Raw genomic sequence first — 17,162 nt, 5'->3', positions numbered from 1 at the left:
ATGCACCATCTTTTCTTATTAAATTTAATATAACAGAATAGAAACTTTAATTTCAATTGAGGTGAGCTGATGAAGCAGTTTATAGATGACAATGGTAATTTAGTAGAGTTGTTTTTTGATGAATCAATTGAAGCGACACACTGTCTTGCGATTCCAATTTTTAATAATAAATATGTTTTTACTCGACATAAAACGCGTGGCATTGAATTCCCAGGAGGAAAAGTAGAAGCGGGTGAAACGATTATAGAAGCGTTAAAACGAGAAGTATTTGAAGAGACTGGGGGAGTCGTTAAAACTGTCGAGTACCTCGGAACGTATAAAGTACATGAGACACATTCGTTTTATAAAGCGGTCTATCACGTAGAGTTATCTGATATAGAAGAAAAAAACGACTATTTAGAAACGAAAGGTCCGATATTGTTTCACTCCGTTGAAGAAATAAAAGAAACTGATAAAAGTCGATTACTTAAAGATGATTGTATTTTATATTTATATCGTAAAGTTAATAGTAGGGAGTGTAATTATGAATAATATCTTAATCCATGGTTTAGGACAAAATGAAAAAAGCTGGACAAAGGTCATAAATTAATAGAAAAACGCACATTGATTATTTAATCAATGTGCGTTTAATCTTATAAAAAGAGATTAAAATCCGCCTTTTTCAGCGATTTCTTTTACATCATCACCGAATTTTTTGAAGTTTTCTTTAAATGAGTCAATCAGTTGACCAGCTACTTTGTCGTAAGCATCTTTATCTGCCCATGTTTTTCTAGGGTTTAATACGTCGCTAGGAACGCCTTCGATTTCAGTTGGAATTTGTAAACCGAACGTTTCATCAGTAACAAACTCATGGTTTTTAAGTTCACCTTCAACAGCGTCTGAAACCATTTTACGAGTGTATTTTAAGTTCATACGTTCACCAACACCGTATTCTCCACCAGTCCAACCAGTGTTTACAAGATAAACTGAAACGTCGTGTTCATCGATTAATTCACCGAGTCTATCTGCATATACTGATGCATGTAATGGTAAGAATGGTGCACCGAAGCACGTTGAGAATACTGGTTCAGGAGATGTTACTCCGCGTTCAGTTCCTGCGAGTTTCGATGTGAATCCACTTAAGAAGTGGTACATTGCTTGTTCTTTTGTTAATTTCGCAATTGGAGGGAGTACTCCGAAAGCGTCAGCTGTTAAGAATACGATCGTCTTCGCGTGACCAGCTTTTGATGGTAATACCGCATTGTCGATGTGTTTAATTGGGTACGCTGCACGTGTATTTTCAGTTAGAGAATTATCATCGTAGTCTGGATCTCTTTCATCGTCTAAAATAACGTTCTCTAATACACTTCCGAATCTAATTGCGCGGTAAATTTCAGGTTCTTTCTCTTCAGATAAGTTAATTGCTTTTGCGTAACAACCGCCTTCGATGTTAAATACACCGTGTTCGTTCCAACCGTGCTCATCGTCACCGATTAAACCACGTTCTGGATCTGCTGAAAGTGTTGTTTTACCTGTACCAGATAATCCGAAGAATAAAGCAACGTCATCATTTTCACCGACGTTTGCTGAACAGTGCATGCTTAAAATACCTTTTTGAGGAAGTAGGTAGTTCATTACAGAGAAGATAGATTTTTTCATCTCTCCAGCGTATTCAGTTCCACCGATTAAAACGATTTGTTTTTCAAAGTTAACTAAAATAAATGTCTCAGAGTTCGTACCATCTACAGATGGGTCTGCTTTAAATGATGGTGCAGAAACAATTGTAAAGTCAGGTGTAATGTTTAAACCTTCTTCTTTTGTTTCTGGATCGATAAATAAAGCTTTTACGAATAAATTATGCCATGCGAATTCGTTTACGACACGAATGTTTAAACGTGAATCCGTATCTGCACCTGCATATCCGTTAAATACGTATAATTCATCTTTACTATCTAAGTGATCTAATACTTTGTCGAGTAGTGCATCAAACACTTCACCACTAATTGGTTGGTTTACTTCTCCCCAATCTACAGTGTCTCTTGTCACATCGTCTTCAACGATGAAGCGGTCTTTAGGGCTACGACCTGTATATTTACCAGTAGTTGCAGTGAATGCACCGTTCGATGCAATTTTACCTTCTTTTCTTCTAGATGCGGCTTCTACAAGCTCTGCACGTGATAATTGATTGTTTGTTGAATCTTTTTGTACAAGTGCTTCGATTCTTTTCACAGAGTTTGACATTATATAAATTTCCTCCAAATTTTGTTTATCATCTAATATTTTAATACAAGATACTAAAAGATTCCACCGAATCGCGATATGTTTTAAAAGTACTTGATAATTTCATTGATGTTGTGTATTCTAGTAAACAAGTTATCTCTTATCAAGAGTCGGTGGAGGGAATACCCCCTGTGAAGCCCAGCAACCCCTTCTAACGTAGAAGAATGGTGCTAAAGGTTGCAGAAATAATGATTTCTGAACGATAAGAGAAAAGGGTGGCCTTTTCTCTATGTGTGAGAAAAGGCTTTTTTTTATCGAAAGAGATAGCTAATATATTTTAAGGAGAAAATATAATGGAACGTAGATTATTTACGTCAGAGTCTGTAACAGAAGGTCATCCAGATAAAGTTGCAGACCAAATTTCAGATGCGATTTTAGACGAGATTATTAAAGACGATAAAGATGCACGTGTTGCATGTGAGACTGTTGTAAACACTGGTCTTGCAATGATCGTTGGAGAAATTTCAACGTCTACGTACGTCGACATTCCTAAAATCGTTAGAAACACGGTACAAGAAATTGGTTATACGAATGCTGAATACGGATATGATTATAAAACGATGTCTGTATTAACAGGAATTGATGAGCAGTCAGTCGATATTGCTCAAGGAGTTGATGGAGAAGGGGATAACGAATCAAAAGAGAGCGGAACTACTGGAGCAGGTGACCAAGGTTTAATGTTTGGTTACGCGACAGACGAAACTGAGGAATTTATGCCACTTCCAATTACTTTAGCGCATAAACTCGCGCGTCGTCTAACAGAAGTACGTAAAACGCATGTTTTAGACTACCTTCGACCAGATGGAAAAACTCAAGTCACTGTCGAATACGATGAAAATAATCAGCCGTTACGTGTAGATACAATCGTCTTATCCACACAACACGATGAAAAAGTCGCACATAGTGAAATTAAAGAAGATATTAAGCGTGAAGTTATCGATTATGTTATTGATGAAAATCTCATCGACGAGGATACTCGAATGATTATTAACCCGACAGGTCGATTCGTTATCGGTGGACCACATGGAGATGCAGGATTAACTGGACGTAAGATTATTGTCGATACTTACGGTGGTTATGCACGACATGGTGGGGGAGCATTTAGTGGAAAAGACCCAACTAAAGTAGATAGATCTGCAGCTTATGCAGCGCGTTACATTGCTAAAAATATCGTTGCAAGTGGTTTATCTAAACAGTGTGAAATTCAGTTATCATATGCGATTGGTGTTGCTGAACCTGTCTCGATTTCAGTAAATACATTTGGAACAGGTAAAATCGAAGATTCAAAAATTGCAGCCGCAGTACGCAATGAATTTACGTTAACTCCAGACGGTATTATTGAAATGTTAGATTTACAGCGTCCGATTTATAAACAAACAGCAAGTTACGGACACTTCGGTCGTCACGATATCGACGTCCCATGGGAAGCACTCGATAAAGTAGATACTTTAAAATCATATCTTAATTAATAAAACAGCTCATCATGAGCTGTTTTAATTTTATTTCTATTTAAATTATTGGTATAATTAACAAAGTTAATTGAAAGGAAAGTGAGTTTTATGTCAACAGAAATACTAACAGAGCCTCTATTTATTATCGTTGCAGCTTTGTTACTTATAGTTATTATTTCATTTTTAATTTACTACGTGAAACATCGTAACGAAGTTGAAGAAAATGAAAGATTATATAAAAAGAAAGAAGAAACACTCATCGAAAGCTATGTTAAAAATCAAGAAGATGAACGCATGGCACATAAAAAAGAAGTGTCTCACTTAAATGAAAAATATTTAGAAGATACAACACTTTTAAACAATAAATTATCAAGTATCCAACAATTTACTGTTGATAAAGGTGAATATTTAACAGATTTAGCACTATTAAACTTTAAAAATAAACTCGTCACAGAAGAGAGAATTCGCGAGTCTGATATGTACATTCTGTCGAATATTTATTTACCATCTAGAAATTATACGAACACGCGTAAGATTGATCACTTAGTATTAACGCGCACAGGTATTTATTTAATCGATTCAAAATATTGGAGCGGACATATTTTACATGGTGTGACTGAAGAACAGTACGATGAGATTCCTTATTTAGAAGGGATTTTCCAACTGTTAAACTTAGATCCAAACAAAGAACAAACGTTAATATTTGAAAAAGAAAACGATGAAAAAGTGGCTGTAAATTATTACAACAACACGATCGAAGATACTGAGATGACAGCTGAAAAACTGAGAAACGTATTAAAATTACAGTTTGACGTCGTACCAATTATTTACTTTAACCCGAAAGATAACGGTGGTCATACGATTATGAACTATGCAACAGATAGCAATGCGAAAGTAATCGTAGGAACAGAACAACTTGAAGACTACTTCAATAAACACGTCTTCCAAGGTCGTTTCCAATATACAGTAAAAGATTTAGATGAAATCGCAGAATCACTAATGCGACTAAATCCTTAATTGAAAAACTCACGAAAGTGTAATACTTCCGTGAGTTTTTTTAATTTAAAATATTGATTGATAATGCGACAAAAAATGCACACAACGTAAGTGAAAACATTATTAGTGTGTATAGGAAAAGTTTGATATATTGTTTCTCTTTGAACAATTCGTATTGATCTTTTGTAAAAGCAGAATATGTCGTAAAACCGCCTAAAAATCCAACCATCATTAAATCATAATACTCTCCATTAATAAACTGACTACGAATTATTGTGCCTGCTAAAAATGCGCCGAGAATATTGACAATTAGTGTGCCATATAATGATTTAGGCATATGTATAGATATCATGTCTCTAACGACAGCGCCAATTCCAGAAAGTAAAATAATTATCAGTAATTTAAACATGGCGCTCACCAACTAACTGTTGCACTTTTATTCCGATTAACAACATCACGAAACCAAATGTCATTGCACATAATAAATAGATATAAAACGAGAGGACATTATACTCTAAAGTCATTGTAAGATGTACAGTCAATGTAGAAAACGTCGTAAATGATCCGAGGAATCCAGTTATAAAGATTGGTGCATAAAGAGTATTATTAAAACGAGTGTATACGAGCCCGAGTAAAAAAGGACCGACTAAATTGACGATGATTGTAGAAATCATAAAGAAACTGTCAAAATATTGAAGGATCGTATCAATACTAAATCGACATAGTCCGCCTAATATACCACCTAGAAACACTAAAAACATTCTCTTTTTATTCATAACATTCACCTAATAAATAAAGGATACGGAAGATCCGTATCCTTTATTATATTATTTTTTGAATAATTTTGTTACTGCGAGTCCAGCACCGACTGCCGCAGCAGCAGCTGCACCGACTTTGAACTTTTTATTTGTCGTTACTGATTTAACGAGTAAGTTTAAGTTTTGAGGGCGTTCTGCAAGACGTCTCATGAAGTATGCGTACCAGTCGTTACCGTATGGTACGTAAACTGTCATGTTGTAGCCTTCTTCAACTAATTCGAGTTGATAATCGTTTCTAAATCCGTATAACATTTGGAATTCGAATGAATCGTGTGAAATGTCATTAGCTTCAACGAAATCAATCACGCGGTTAATAATGTTATGGTCATGCGTTGCAATCGAAGTGAAACCTTTACCGTGAGTTAAGTGATATTTAATTAACTCAAAGTAATTGTTGTCAATATCATTCTTGCTTTGGTATGCGATACTTGGATCTTCTTTGTAAGCACCTTTAACTAAGCGCGTACGGTTATCCTTGTACTTTTCAGCGTCTCCCATACTATCAAATAAGTATGCTTGTAACACTGTACCGACGTTGTCGTAATCTTTTAATAACTCATCTAACACATAAAACGTTTTTTCTTTAGAAGCGTAGTTCTCCATGTCGATATTTACGAACATGTTATCTGCTTTTTTAGCAGCTTCCATAATTTCACGCATGTTTTGTAAGATGAAGTCATCTCCAAGATTTAAACCAAGTTGTGTTAATTTAACTGAAAAATGTGCATCTAAGTGATTTTTATGAATCGCATCAATCATATCGAGAATTAGATTTTTTTCTACTTCTGCTTGAGCACGGTCTTCAATAAATTCACCAAGGTTATCAACTGTAATAGATAAGCCCTTTTGGTTGAGTTGACGGATTTTTTCAACAGTGTCGTCTGTTTTTGTTCCTCCGACAACGTGTTGAGCACCAAAACGTAATCCCATTTTCTTCGTTGCATCGTTTACTGGTTTAATTTGAGATAAACCAATAAAAAAGTCGCGTAAAACTGCCATTAAAAATTCCTCCAAAATGTATAAAATATAAAAATAATAAGAACTACCCTTTGTAATGTGGAATATGATTGACATACGTTTCGTTAATTCGTATCATTTCTTGTATGTCTTCATCTGTTAATTGTCGAATCACTTTTGCTGGTCGGCCGAATGCTAAGCTATTCGGTGGTATTTCAGTATTTGAGGTAACGAGTGAACCTGCGCCAACAAATGCGTTCTCACCAATTACTGCACCGTCTAATATCGTTGAGTCCATTCCGACTAACGCACCACTTCTCACCGTACAACTGTGTAACGTCACTCTATGCCCAATTGTGACATGGTCTTCTAAAGTGAGTGGCATATTAGGAGACTGATGAAGGACCGATTGATCTTGGATATTTGTATAATCACCAATTCTAACCGGCGCAACGTCACCTCGTATAACCGCACCAAACCAAACAGAACAGTGTGCACCAATTTGAACATCACCGATTATTGTAGCATTCTGAGCAATAAAAGTGCTATCATGAATTTTTGGAACGTGTTCTTTATAGTTTAATATCATTATAAACGCGTCCTTTAACTTTGTTATAATTATATAATATCAAATATTTTACAATATGTAAGGAGGAAAATTATGTGGAAATGGGAAATTGAAAATAAAGCAAAAGGTACTATTGTAATATTACACGACATGATTGAACACCATGAGTATTACATCGACTTAATTTCAAAATTTAATAGTATTGGTTACCATGTTTTAATGGGTGATTTACCAGGCCAAGGACAAACGACACGTATGAATAAAGGGCATGTTGAAGATTTTAAGCAATATATCGAACGTCTCACAGAATGGGTAGATGTAGCCAATCGATATGAACTACCAGTAATCGTTGTCGGACAAGGTTTAGGTGGACTCATATTAGCTGAAGCATTAAAAGAAGAGACGCTTCAAATTGACGGTGCTATATTTTTAAACCCATTATTTACGTTTAAACAATCGTTTATAAACCGTAAAAATCTACTAAAATCCTCAATTCGCTTATCGAGAGACGAATCGAAATTTAAACTTGGTGTCGATTTGTCGAGTTTTACATCAGATAACAAATGGTTAGAGCGTTATTCTAAAGACGAACTACTTACTGAAGAAGTGAGTTATCATTGGTATAGCTTAATCAACGAACGTATGAATAATATAGAAAATGATATGGATTTAATTCATGTAGATGTACTATGTATCCATTCAAATGAGAATGACATCATTGATGTGGACCGAAATGTACATATCATAAAAAAAGTGGACAATGATTATTTAAAAATCGTCCGACTGAATAATATAGAATACGGTATTTTCCAAAGAGAAAATATAAGCGTGCCGTTTTATCATCTCGAACGATTTTTAGATGATATTCAACATCGCATCGGATTCATGGGCTAGATCGTCTTCTTTCAATGACTAAAATAAAAGGTGCATCATTTATTTGATTGGTGAAACGATACATTAAAACGTTAAAAAAGTGTTGGTCGAGTTTTTCTGCATATGATAAGACTGCGCGTTTTTCATCTTTTCCATTTTCATGGCCATGGTAAATCGTAATAATAATACGACCGCCGACGGATAACTGAGATAGTATTGCTTCGATAGCAGTGATTGTTGAATGAGAAAGTGTCGTAATTGTTTTGTTAGCTTTCGGTAAAAAACCTAAGTTAAACATGGCGACGTCGATATGTTTGTCGACATACTGTAAAACATTCTCATGGCTATCATGAATGAGAGTGAGCTGTTCTAGATTTTTATGATGGGCGATTTTTTCTTTCGTCGATTTAATCGCTTCACTTTGTATATCGAATGCGTATACTTTACCTTTTGAAATATGGTCTAGTAAAAATGAAGTGTCATTTCCATTGCCACATGTCGCATCTACCGCGATCGAGTGAGGGTGAAGTATATCATAAGCGAACTGTTTACTTTGATCTAAAACTCTATTTAGCATAACGGCCTCCAAAATATTACTTAATATATTATAGCCTAATATATAAATTTTAAGATGTCGTTTTATTTAGAAAAGAAGTTTGCAAAAAATAATTAAACGAATTATAATAATTTTAGGAAATAGTAGTAAACGTATGACTTTTAGAGAGTTAGTGGTTGGTGGAAACTAACGTCAAAAATTTACGAACTCGTCCATTAATTACAATTAAAATTCTAAATGAAGCTGCACAATGATGTGAATGCGGGTGGTACCGCGGTCTAATAGATCGTCCCAATGTCTTTTGACATTGGGATTTTTATATAGGAGGAAGAAAATGTCATTTAATCATCGTAAAATTGAAAAAAAGTGGCAAGATTATTGGCTAGAAAACAAAACGTTTAAAACGGACACGAGCGATTTTAGTAAAGAGAAATATTATGTGCTAGATATGTTCCCGTACCCTTCAGGTTCTGGGCTTCACGTCGGTCACCCAAAAGGGTATACAGCGACTGATATTTTAGCGCGCTATAAGCGTATGAATGGATATAACGTTCTTCATCCGATGGGGTGGGATGCGTTCGGTTTACCAGCTGAACAGTACGCAATTGATACAGGAAACGATATTCATGAGTTTAACAATAAGAATATCGATAACTTCCGTCGTCAAATTCAAGAGCTCGGTTTCTCATATGACTGGGACCGTGAAGTAAACACGACAGATCCGCATTATTACAAATGGACACAGTGGATTTTCATCAAACTTTACGAAAAAGGACTCGCGTATGTCGATGAAGTGCCTGTAAACTGGTGTCCAGCACTTGGTACAGTACTTGCGAACGAAGAAGTCATCGACGGATTATCCGAACGTGGTGGACACCCAGTCATTCGTAAACCGATGCGTCAATGGGTATTAAAAATTACAGAGTATGCAGATCGCTTACTCGAAGATTTAGACGATTTAGATTGGCCTGAATCATTAAAAGATATGCAACGAAACTGGATTGGCCGTTCTGAAGGTGCACACGTGACGTTTAATGTTAAAGACACTGAAGAAACATTTACAGTATTTACGACACGTCCAGATACGTTATTTGGTTCGACGTATGCAGTGCTTGCACCAGAGCATGATTTAGTTCAAAAAATTACGACAGATGATCAAAAATCTGTTGTCGAAGAGTATGTTGAAAAAGCATCTCATAAATCAGATCTAGAACGTACAGAACTTCAAAAAGATAAAACAGGTGTATTTACTGGAAGCTATGCTGTGAATCCATTTAGTGGCGAATCGATGCCAATTTTCATAGCAGATTATGTACTTGCGTCGTACGGAACAGGTGCGATTATGGCGGTTCCTGGACATGACGAAAGAGACTATGAATTTGCTAAAAAGTTTGACTTAGATATTAAACGTGTTGTAGATAGTGACGAAGAACTCCCGTTTACTGGTGACGGAAAACACGTAAACTCTCAATTTTTAGACGGATTAAATAATGAAGACGCGATTCAAAAAGCAATCGAACAGTTAGAAGAATTAAAAGTAGGGGAAGCAAAAGTAACGTACAAATTACGTGACTGGCTATTCTCTAGACAACGTTACTGGGGAGAGCCAATTCCTATTATCCACTGGGAAGATGGAACTTCAACTGCAGTACCAGAAAGTGAATTACCATTAGAGCTTCCAAAAATGGACGAAATCAAGCCTTCAGGTACAGGTGAATCACCACTTGCTAACAATGAAGAGTGGCTAACTGTAGTTCGTGAAGATGGTGTTAAAGGTCGTCGTGAAACGAACACGATGCCACAGTGGGCAGGGTCTTGCTGGTATTACATTCGTTACATTGATCCAACGAACGATGAGTTAATTGCAGATCCAGAAAAATTAAAACATTGGCTCTCTGTTGACTTATACGTTGGTGGAGCTGAACACGCTGTGCTTCACTTACTATATGCAAGATTCTGGCATAAGTTTTTATATGACATTGGTGTTGTTCCAACAAAAGAACCATTCCAACAATTATTTAACCAAGGAATGATCCTCGGTGAAGGTAACGAAAAAATGTCTAAATCAAAAGGTAACGTCGTAAACCCAGATGACATTACAAGAAGCCACGGAGCAGACACTTTACGTCTATATGAAATGTTTATGGGGCCGTTAGACGCCTCAGTAGAATGGACAACGACAGGTGTAGACGGCGCGAGACGATTTTTAGACCGCGTATGGAGATTATTAATTGACGAGGACAACAATGTAAAAGAAACGGTTGTCGATAAAGAAACGCCTAAACTCGATAAAGTGTACAACGAAACAGTTAAAAAAGTGACAGAAGACTATGATAATATGCATTTTAATACGGCAATATCTCAAATGATGGTATTCGTAAATGAAGCGTATAAAGTCGATGAAGTGTCACTAGATTATATGAAAGGTCTCGTAAAACTATTATCACCAATCGCACCACACATCTCTGAAGAGTTATGGGAAAAACTTGGTGAAACAGATACAATTACGTACGCAGAGTGGCCAACATTTGACGAGTCAAAGCTTGTCGAAGATGAAGTCGAAGTACTCGTACAAGTACTCGGAAAACCAAAAGCACGTATTATGATGGATCCAACATTAAGTAAAGAACAAGTAGAAGAGATTGCATTAAACGATGAAAAGGTAAAAGAAGCAATTGAAGGTAAAACGGTTCGAAAAGTGATCGTCGTACCTGGAAAACTTGTAAATATAGTGGCGAATTAAAATAGTTCGTTATTAAAATATAAACTGCGTCTACGATTTTTATCGTGACGCAGTTTTTTTCTTTTTAAATTTTATTCTCCAAAATAATTATGAAGGCAGGGCTAAATTTTTCTAACTAAAAACCTTTTAAAATATACGATACCGATAAACAATGCAGTCATCATGAGAAAGGGCAGTAGTGTTGTTAACATAGTATCACTCCTAATAATTATGTAATCACTTTCATTATACTGTATTGTTAAGTAAAATAAAATAATTATTTAGTGTAAGCTAAAAAACCTCATACAATATGATGAGGTTTTCCTAAAGTTAATCTTCTTTGATTTCAGCATCAAGCATTTGTTGTTTTAATGATTGGTCATAAAAAGCGAGACTGTATTGAGCATAACTTGTAATGAATGGATTTTCGAGTTCTGTATACACAAAAAGCTGTTCGATGACGCTCGTTGTTAAATGATTTAGTGCTTCGGTACGGAATTGTTTATTTAACACTTTAGATAAAATTAAAATGTTGCTTTTTATGAGATGATCAAGCACTTTCACTAGACCATCGTAATACTCATTATGATCAAAAGGTAATGCTTTAATGATATGTGTTTCTCTTTCAACATACTCATCTAATGAGCGTAGTACTTTTTCGTGGGTATCTTTTTGTGCTTCTGTGTAGTTATATGTGCCAAATTTATCTGGTGTTGATCTGAATAAAGCATGCATTGCGTAATAGTCATCTAACGGTATCTCTTCATTATCTTCATTGATGCGATATGAAACGACTTGTTCGTAACTCATTGCAAGAAGCATATGTTCCACATGGTTTTGAATGAGTTTATTTAAATGCTCTGGTTGAATCGTTTTATTTTTAACGATTGAAGATTCCAGAAACTTTAAACGTCCCATCGTTTCTTTCATGAGTGGTAATATATGTTGTTCTCTATATTCAAGAGATGAATAATTTGGTGATTTTTTTAATTCTTTCATTGTATACCTTCCTTAATTTGTGTTTTGCCCAGCGTGCTGTCCTGCGACGTATCCAGTAACTAATGCACTTGTGATGTTATACCCTCCAGTATATCCATGGATATCTAATACTTCGCCAGCAAAGTGTAAACCTTTTATTATTTTACTTTCCATTGTTTTTGGGTCAATCTCTTTTAAGTGGACACCGCCACCTGTGACAAACGACTTTTCTATCGGTTGTGTACCGGTAACTTTAAATTGAAATGATTTTAAAAAATTTAAAATTTTGTTTTTAGATTCGTTATCAAAATTATGTCCAGTCATCGTTTTATCTAACTTTAAATGATTAAACATAAAATCGACATATCTATTTTCGATAAATTGTTTTAATACGTTATGAACGGCTTTATCTTTATTTGCTTTGACATCAATTTCAATTTTTTGTCGTAAGTCATGACTCGAAAACTCTGGAAAATAATCTAGTTCCATCATAACAGTTTCTGTCTTCTGTTTTTCAAGTTCTTTAATTACAAACTGACTACAACGTAACGCTGCAGGTCCAGTAATTCCAAAATGAGCAAATAACATATCCATTTGATGAGAAATTCTTGGTTTCCCGTTTTTCTTTAAAACTGATAGTTTAACGTTTTTTAAACTTAAACCTTTTAAGTCTCCAGATTTTATAAAAGGTTCGTTACTTAAAATTGGCACTTCTGTTGGAAATAGGTTTGTCACTGAGTGCCCAAGATTTTTAGCGAATTTAAATCCATCTCCGGTAGATCCAGTGTGCGGTACACTTTTACCGCCAGTTGTAATGATAATATTATGACTTTTAATTGTCTTGCCGTCTGTTAATTTAACACCTGTGATTGAAGCATTATCATGAAGAATCTCCTTCACTTCGGTATTTAATAATATTTCGACGTGTTGATTGTCTAAACAATTTAAAAACACTTGTAAGACATCTTTAGCTTTATTTGAAACAGGAAACATTCTACCATAGTCTTCTTCTTTTAATTTGACGCCGTGCGACTCTATAAATTGTATGATTGATTGGTTATCAAATATAGAAAACGGCCCGTATAAAAACTTACCGTTACCTGGTATGTTTTGAATGATCTCTTCGTACGGTAGGTTATTCGTCACGTTGCATCTACCGCCACCAGAAATCAGAAGTTTTTTACCGAGCTGCTTATTTTTTTCGATGAGTAAGACTTTTTGATTGTTCTGACTTGCAGCGACAGCGGCCATTATACCGGATACTCCGCCACCGATAATTATCGTATCGTACATCGTGTTTCACCTCAATTGATTTAAAAAAACGAATGAATCTATTATAATATAGCTTAATGATTATGTAAGAAGGTTTTTAAATGTCAAATTCAAATCAAAAAATGTTTAGAAGTACGCTGTTCTTGTCTTCAGCGAGTCTAATTACACAATTTTTAGGAATGATTTATATCATTCCATTTTATAGCATCATGGGTGGAGAAGAAAATCTAGCACTATACGGATATGCTTATACACCTTATACTATCATGCTTTCAATCGCATCCGCAGGTGTGCCAGGTGCTGTTTCAAAATTCGTTGCAAAGTATAATTCTCTCGGTGCATTTCAAACGACGCAAAAACTCTATCGTTCGAGTCTTGTTGTTATGTTAGTATCCGGGTTGATTTGCTTTATGGTACTGTATTTACTCGCACCTGTCATTGCTGATATTCAGCTCGCGGCATCTTCAGATGGTGAGCACGTATGGGGACACGATGAAATTACAAATATTATTCGTGTCGTCGCATTTGCAGTAATCGTCGTTCCATTTATGGCGACGTGGCGCGGTGTCTTCCAAGGGTTTGAATCATTTGGTCCAACAAGTGTTTCATCAGTTGTAGAACAAGTTGTACGTATCACAATCGTTTTAGTCGGATCATACGTTGTGATTCGTATGATGGGTGGAACGATTCAACAGGGGAACCAAATCGCTGTATTTGCAGCTTTTGTCGCAGCAATAGGTGCGATAATTACACTAGCAGTATTTTGGTTTAAACGTAAAAAATTGATTGAAGCTTCTCTTAAAGAAGATAAGACTGGTATTACATTATCTTATAAAGAAATGTATAAAGAGATTATTTTATCTGGTATTCCATTTGTAGTTATCGGTATTACATTTCCAATGATGATGTTTATTGACCAATTGACACATAATAACGCACTGGCAATTGTAGGGGTACCGTCAAACGTGCAAGATGCATGGTTTGGAATGTTAAATATTACGACTCAAAAACTCGTTATGATTCCAGTCAGTTTAGCTGTGTCGTTTTCAATTACGATCTTGCCGTTTATAACGAAAAGTTTTCAACAAAAGAAGTTTAACGAACTCGAGCATCAAGTAAGTACGATGTTGTTACTTCAACTGACATTAGTCGTACCCGCAGCAGTCGGTATGATGATTATGGCAGTGCCGTTATATACATCATTTTATAGTTTTAGTGAAATGGGTATTAAAATTTTAACGATTTATGCGCCAGTTTGTATTGTGATTTCTGTATTTAGTATGACAGCATCTATCGTCCAGGGAATAGAGAAGCAAAAGTTTAATGTGCTTGTAGTGTTACTCGTCTTAGTCATTAAAGCAGCGCTAAACTTCCCATTAATTATGTACTTCCACACTGTTGGTGCAGTTATTTCAACACTCATTGCGCTATTTTGTGGAGTGATGTTCAATTTCTTTATCATTAAAAAGTATGGAAAATTTAGTTTTAGAAAAATATTAACACCGATGTTAGAAATCGTTCTATACAGTTTAATTATGCTTCTAGCTGTAGAAATCGTTTATGGATTATTTGTTTTATCATTAGATATTACAATAAGAAGAAATGCGATTATAACTCTCGCGACGTGTGTCATTGTCGGATCGTTCATTTATTTAGTGGTCATATTTAAATCCGGTCTAGCGGACAGAGTACTTGGTGAACGTGCAAATAAGATTCGAAGTAAGGTGAGATTCTTATGAGACTCGATAAGTATTTAGCGCATGCAAATTTTGGTTCTAGAAAAGAAGTCGGAGAATTGATCAAAAGTGGTCGTGTAACTGTAAGGGGAAAAACCGTTAAAGACAGAAAATTAAAAGTAAAAGTCGAAGATGAAGTTAGAGTCGATGGCTTTACAGTTGTATTAGAAGAATATATGTACTTTATGTTAAACAAGCCACAAAATGTGATTTCAGCGACTGAAAGCTTTGAGCATGAGACTGTTATTGATTTAATCGATCATTCTCAGTATCGTGAATTATTTCCAGTTGGTCGTCTCGATATCGATACGACAGGACTACTCATCATCACAAACGATGGTAAGTTAAGTCATCAATTGCTGAGTCCGAAAAAAGAAGTATTTAAGACATACTATTGTAAACTTAAACATGATGTATCGAAGTCAGATATTACTTTTTTAGAAACAGGTATACCGTTAAAAGACTTCACGACAAAACCTGCCAAAGTTGAAGTCATCGAAGAGGATGAAGTTCTTTTATCAATTTCAGAAGGTAAATTTCACCAAGTGAAGCGAATGTTTAAATATTTAAATAACGAAGTACTCGAGTTAAAACGAGTCAAGTTTGGAAATCTAGTATTAGATGAGACACTTGAAGCGGGCGAATATCGACGCTTAACAGAAGATGAATTAACAGATTTAAAAAAATTAATTTAAAAAACGTTTATAAAAAACACCATCGGGTATGTAATAGATAGTTGAGAAACTAATTACAACGAAGAGGTGTTTTTTATTATGAAGAAATTATTAAAGAGAGTGTTACAGTTAGCAGCAGTTGTTGGTGTAGGTTACGCAGTTAAAAAATTAGCAGATAACGAAGAAGCGGTAAAACGTGAAATAGAAAAAGCAAAAGAAGATCCAAAAGGATATGCTAAAAACGTTCAAGATTCGGCGAGTGGCAAAGTCGATGAACTTGCTGAAAAGGCAAAAGGCACTGTCGACAAAGTTAAAAATGAAACAGTAGACTTCCAAAACAAAGCTTCAAAAGACTTAAATGAGTTAAAAGACAACGCGAAAGATGTTAAAAATCAAGTGGCAGATAAAGTAGAAGACGTAAAATCACAAGTCAACGAAAAAGTTGAAGATGTGAAAGTTAAAGCTGAAGACGCGAAAGACAAAGCTCAAGATAAAGCTGAAGAAGTGAAATCTAAAGCTGAAGATAAAGTCGATGAAGCTAAAGATAAAGCAGAAGACGTGAAAGAAGACGTCGAATCAAAAAAAAAGGAAGTTAAAGAAAAAGTAGAAGATAAAAAGGACGAAGTGTACACAACTCCGGATTCTACAGCTGAAAAGAGCACGAAAGGTTCTAAAGCAGTTCTTGCAGACGAAGGCGGATTAGCTGCAAATGAAGTTAAGAAAGAGCAACAAAAAGCCAAAAATGAAAACTCAGTAAAGAATACTGAAAAACAATTTGATAAATACGACAAGAAGCAAGGCAACAAAAAGGACTATGAAGTTGTGGATGAAGAAGGTAAATTCGATAGCAACCACAACGTGCACATCGTAAAAGAAGATAAGTAATCAGACACACCCTAAAACAAATGTTTTAGGGTGTTTTTTATCTTAAAATGCATTGTGTTATGAGGAAAGTCGATAAATTGAGCTAGAATGATGTTGTATTTTACAAAAATGAATGACTATGGTTGAAATCTGTTAGATATAATAGGATATTTAACAAAAATCGGATCGAAGACCCGAAATATGTTAGATAAAAAATTATAATTAACAAAAATTGAGGCACAGGATCTAAATTTGTTAGATAAATCCGGATAATTAACAGAATCACGATATTTTTGTTAATTATATTTTGGAGAAAGTATTTTATATCTGTTTAAGAGTAAAATTGCTTTTAATGATAACCGTAATAATAACTAAATAGCTGGCTCTTCATCCTTATTTACAAAAATAGACTTTGAAAATGAAAAAGTGTTAAATATA

16 protein-coding genes and 1 riboswitch are annotated in these 17,162 nt (G+C 35.1%); of the genes, 8 read left to right on the top strand and 8 right to left on the bottom strand.

What is annotated here, in order from left to right; translation table 11 throughout:
* Positions 1-69 precede the first annotated feature (69 nt).
* A complete protein-coding gene (ytkD, locus tag HMPREF3177_RS02575; RefSeq protein WP_070456924.1) occupies positions 70-531 on the top strand; it encodes an RNA deprotection pyrophosphohydrolase in 462 nt (153 codons plus the stop codon).
* Positions 532-645: 114 nt separating this feature from the next.
* On the opposite strand, the gene pckA is transcribed toward ytkD, so the two are convergent.
* On the bottom strand, positions 646-2,220 hold the full coding sequence (pckA, locus tag HMPREF3177_RS02570) for a phosphoenolpyruvate carboxykinase (ATP) (RefSeq protein WP_070456922.1): 1,575 nt from the start codon (positions 2,218-2,220) through the stop codon (positions 646-648).
* A gap of 136 nt (positions 2,221-2,356) precedes the next feature.
* A riboswitch (SAM riboswitch) is annotated at positions 2,357-2,468 on the top strand.
* An 84-nt stretch (positions 2,469-2,552) separates the two neighbouring features.
* Here pckA and metK point away from each other — a divergent pair.
* Together metK and HMPREF3177_RS02560 are read left to right on the top strand one after the other, a co-directional pair.
* A complete protein-coding gene (gene metK / locus HMPREF3177_RS02565; protein WP_068130728.1) occupies positions 2,553-3,728 on the top strand; it encodes a methionine adenosyltransferase in 1,176 nt (391 codons plus the stop codon).
* Positions 3,729-3,818: 90 nt separating this feature from the next.
* Entirely contained in the window at positions 3,819-4,727 is a 909-nt protein-coding gene (locus tag HMPREF3177_RS02560; protein ID WP_070456920.1) for a nuclease-related domain-containing protein, read from the top strand.
* A gap of 40 nt (positions 4,728-4,767) precedes the next feature.
* Here the strand turns inward: HMPREF3177_RS02560 and HMPREF3177_RS02555 are convergent, their stop codons facing one another.
* The 4 genes from HMPREF3177_RS02555 to HMPREF3177_RS02540 are packed head-to-tail and all read right to left on the bottom strand — an operon-like array spanning position 4,768 to position 7,070.
* Positions 4,768-5,115, bottom strand: coding sequence for a fluoride efflux transporter FluC (locus HMPREF3177_RS02555; RefSeq protein WP_068130734.1), 348 nt, complete (start codon positions 5,113-5,115; stop codon positions 4,768-4,770).
* Positions 5,108-5,482 (bottom strand): fluoride efflux transporter FluC, encoded by a 375-nt coding sequence (locus tag HMPREF3177_RS02550; protein WP_070456916.1) that lies wholly within the window; start codon positions 5,480-5,482, stop codon positions 5,108-5,110. The genes HMPREF3177_RS02555 and HMPREF3177_RS02550 overlap by 8 nt, the downstream gene beginning before the upstream one ends.
* Positions 5,483-5,533: 51 nt before the next feature.
* A complete protein-coding gene (locus HMPREF3177_RS02545; RefSeq protein ID WP_070456911.1) occupies positions 5,534-6,523 on the bottom strand; it encodes a proline dehydrogenase family protein in 990 nt (329 codons plus the stop codon).
* 43 nt (positions 6,524-6,566) lie between these two features.
* Positions 6,567-7,070, bottom strand: a complete 504-nt coding sequence (locus tag HMPREF3177_RS02540; RefSeq protein WP_070456908.1) for a gamma carbonic anhydrase — start codon at positions 7,068-7,070, stop codon at positions 6,567-6,569.
* Positions 7,071-7,142: 72 nt separating this feature from the next.
* Between HMPREF3177_RS02540 and HMPREF3177_RS02535 the strand changes: the two genes are divergently transcribed.
* Positions 7,143-7,943: an alpha/beta hydrolase gene (locus HMPREF3177_RS02535; RefSeq protein ID WP_070456906.1), complete on the top strand. Its 801-nt coding sequence runs from the start codon at positions 7,143-7,145 to the stop codon at positions 7,941-7,943.
* Here HMPREF3177_RS02535 and HMPREF3177_RS02530 read toward each other — a convergent pair.
* The gene (locus HMPREF3177_RS02530; protein ID WP_070456903.1) at positions 7,933-8,499 is read right to left on the bottom strand and encodes a tRNA 5-(aminomethyl)-2-thiouridylate-methyltransferase MnmM; all 567 of its coding nucleotides are present in this window, start codon (positions 8,497-8,499) and stop codon (positions 7,933-7,935) included. The two genes, HMPREF3177_RS02535 and HMPREF3177_RS02530, sit on opposite strands and share 11 nt — an antisense overlap.
* A 313-nt stretch (positions 8,500-8,812) precedes the next feature.
* Between HMPREF3177_RS02530 and leuS the strand changes: the two genes are divergently transcribed.
* Positions 8,813-11,221 carry a leucine--tRNA ligase gene (leuS, locus tag HMPREF3177_RS02525; protein ID WP_070456900.1) on the top strand — a complete coding sequence of 803 codons (2,409 nt, stop codon included), beginning with the start codon at positions 8,813-8,815 and terminating at the stop codon, positions 11,219-11,221.
* 309 nt (positions 11,222-11,530) lie between these two features.
* Here the strand turns inward: leuS and HMPREF3177_RS02520 are convergent, their stop codons facing one another.
* A complete protein-coding gene (locus HMPREF3177_RS02520) occupies positions 11,531-12,199 on the bottom strand; it encodes a hypothetical protein (protein WP_070456897.1) in 669 nt (222 codons plus the stop codon).
* A 12-nt stretch (positions 12,200-12,211) separates the two neighbouring features.
* Positions 12,212-13,471 (bottom strand): BaiN/RdsA family NAD(P)/FAD-dependent oxidoreductase, encoded by a 1,260-nt coding sequence (locus tag HMPREF3177_RS02515; RefSeq protein ID WP_070456894.1) that lies wholly within the window; start codon positions 13,469-13,471, stop codon positions 12,212-12,214.
* An 80-nt stretch (positions 13,472-13,551) separates the two neighbouring features.
* On the opposite strand from HMPREF3177_RS02515, the gene HMPREF3177_RS02510 reads away from it, so the two are divergent.
* From HMPREF3177_RS02510 to HMPREF3177_RS08430, 3 genes are all read left to right on the top strand, one after another.
* Entirely contained in the window at positions 13,552-15,189 is a 1,638-nt protein-coding gene (locus HMPREF3177_RS02510) for a putative polysaccharide biosynthesis protein (protein WP_070456891.1), read from the top strand.
* Positions 15,186-15,881, top strand: a complete 696-nt coding sequence (locus tag HMPREF3177_RS02505) for a pseudouridine synthase (RefSeq protein WP_068130765.1) — start codon at positions 15,186-15,188, stop codon at positions 15,879-15,881. The genes HMPREF3177_RS02510 and HMPREF3177_RS02505 overlap by 4 nt, the downstream gene beginning before the upstream one ends.
* Before the next feature lie 78 nt (positions 15,882-15,959).
* Complete coding sequence (locus HMPREF3177_RS08430; RefSeq protein WP_070456888.1) at positions 15,960-16,745, top strand: hypothetical protein; 786 nt, start codon at positions 15,960-15,962, stop codon at positions 16,743-16,745.
* Positions 16,746-17,162 lie beyond the last annotated feature (417 nt).

This window comes from Nosocomiicoccus sp. HMSC09A07 (genome assembly GCF_001808485.1).
Taxonomy (GTDB): Bacteria; Bacillota; Bacilli; order Staphylococcales; family Salinicoccaceae; genus Nosocomiicoccus; species Nosocomiicoccus ampullae_A.
This window is presented reverse-complemented; position numbering and strand designations above follow the sequence as displayed.

Excerpts from the sequence above, each read along its gene's own strand:
- ytkD (WP_070456924.1), top strand. The coding sequence starts at position 70 with ATGAAGCAGTTTATAGATGACAATGGTAATTTAGTAGAGTTGTTTTTT.
- pckA (WP_070456922.1), bottom strand. The coding sequence starts at position 2,220 with ATGTCAAACTCTGTGAAAAGAATCGAAGCACTTGTACAAAAAGATTCA.
- metK (WP_068130728.1), top strand. The coding sequence starts at position 2,553 with ATGGAACGTAGATTATTTACGTCAGAGTCTGTAACAGAAGGTCATCCA.
- HMPREF3177_RS02560 (WP_070456920.1), top strand. The coding sequence starts at position 3,819 with ATGTCAACAGAAATACTAACAGAGCCTCTATTTATTATCGTTGCAGCT.
- HMPREF3177_RS02555 (WP_068130734.1), bottom strand. The coding sequence starts at position 5,115 with ATGTTTAAATTACTGATAATTATTTTACTTTCTGGAATTGGCGCTGTC.
- HMPREF3177_RS02550 (WP_070456916.1), bottom strand. The coding sequence starts at position 5,482 with ATGAATAAAAAGAGAATGTTTTTAGTGTTTCTAGGTGGTATATTAGGC.
- HMPREF3177_RS02545 (WP_070456911.1), bottom strand. The coding sequence starts at position 6,523 with ATGGCAGTTTTACGCGACTTTTTTATTGGTTTATCTCAAATTAAACCA.
- HMPREF3177_RS02540 (WP_070456908.1), bottom strand. The coding sequence starts at position 7,070 with ATGATATTAAACTATAAAGAACACGTTCCAAAAATTCATGATAGCACT.
- HMPREF3177_RS02535 (WP_070456906.1), top strand. The coding sequence starts at position 7,143 with ATGTGGAAATGGGAAATTGAAAATAAAGCAAAAGGTACTATTGTAATA.
- HMPREF3177_RS02530 (WP_070456903.1), bottom strand. The coding sequence starts at position 8,499 with ATGCTAAATAGAGTTTTAGATCAAAGTAAACAGTTCGCTTATGATATA.
- leuS (WP_070456900.1), top strand. The coding sequence starts at position 8,813 with ATGTCATTTAATCATCGTAAAATTGAAAAAAAGTGGCAAGATTATTGG.
- HMPREF3177_RS02520 (WP_070456897.1), bottom strand. The coding sequence starts at position 12,199 with ATGAAAGAATTAAAAAAATCACCAAATTATTCATCTCTTGAATATAGA.
- HMPREF3177_RS02515 (WP_070456894.1), bottom strand. The coding sequence starts at position 13,471 with ATGTACGATACGATAATTATCGGTGGCGGAGTATCCGGTATAATGGCC.
- HMPREF3177_RS02510 (WP_070456891.1), top strand. The coding sequence starts at position 13,552 with ATGTCAAATTCAAATCAAAAAATGTTTAGAAGTACGCTGTTCTTGTCT.
- HMPREF3177_RS02505 (WP_068130765.1), top strand. The coding sequence starts at position 15,186 with ATGAGACTCGATAAGTATTTAGCGCATGCAAATTTTGGTTCTAGAAAA.
- HMPREF3177_RS08430 (WP_070456888.1), top strand. The coding sequence starts at position 15,960 with ATGAAGAAATTATTAAAGAGAGTGTTACAGTTAGCAGCAGTTGTTGGT.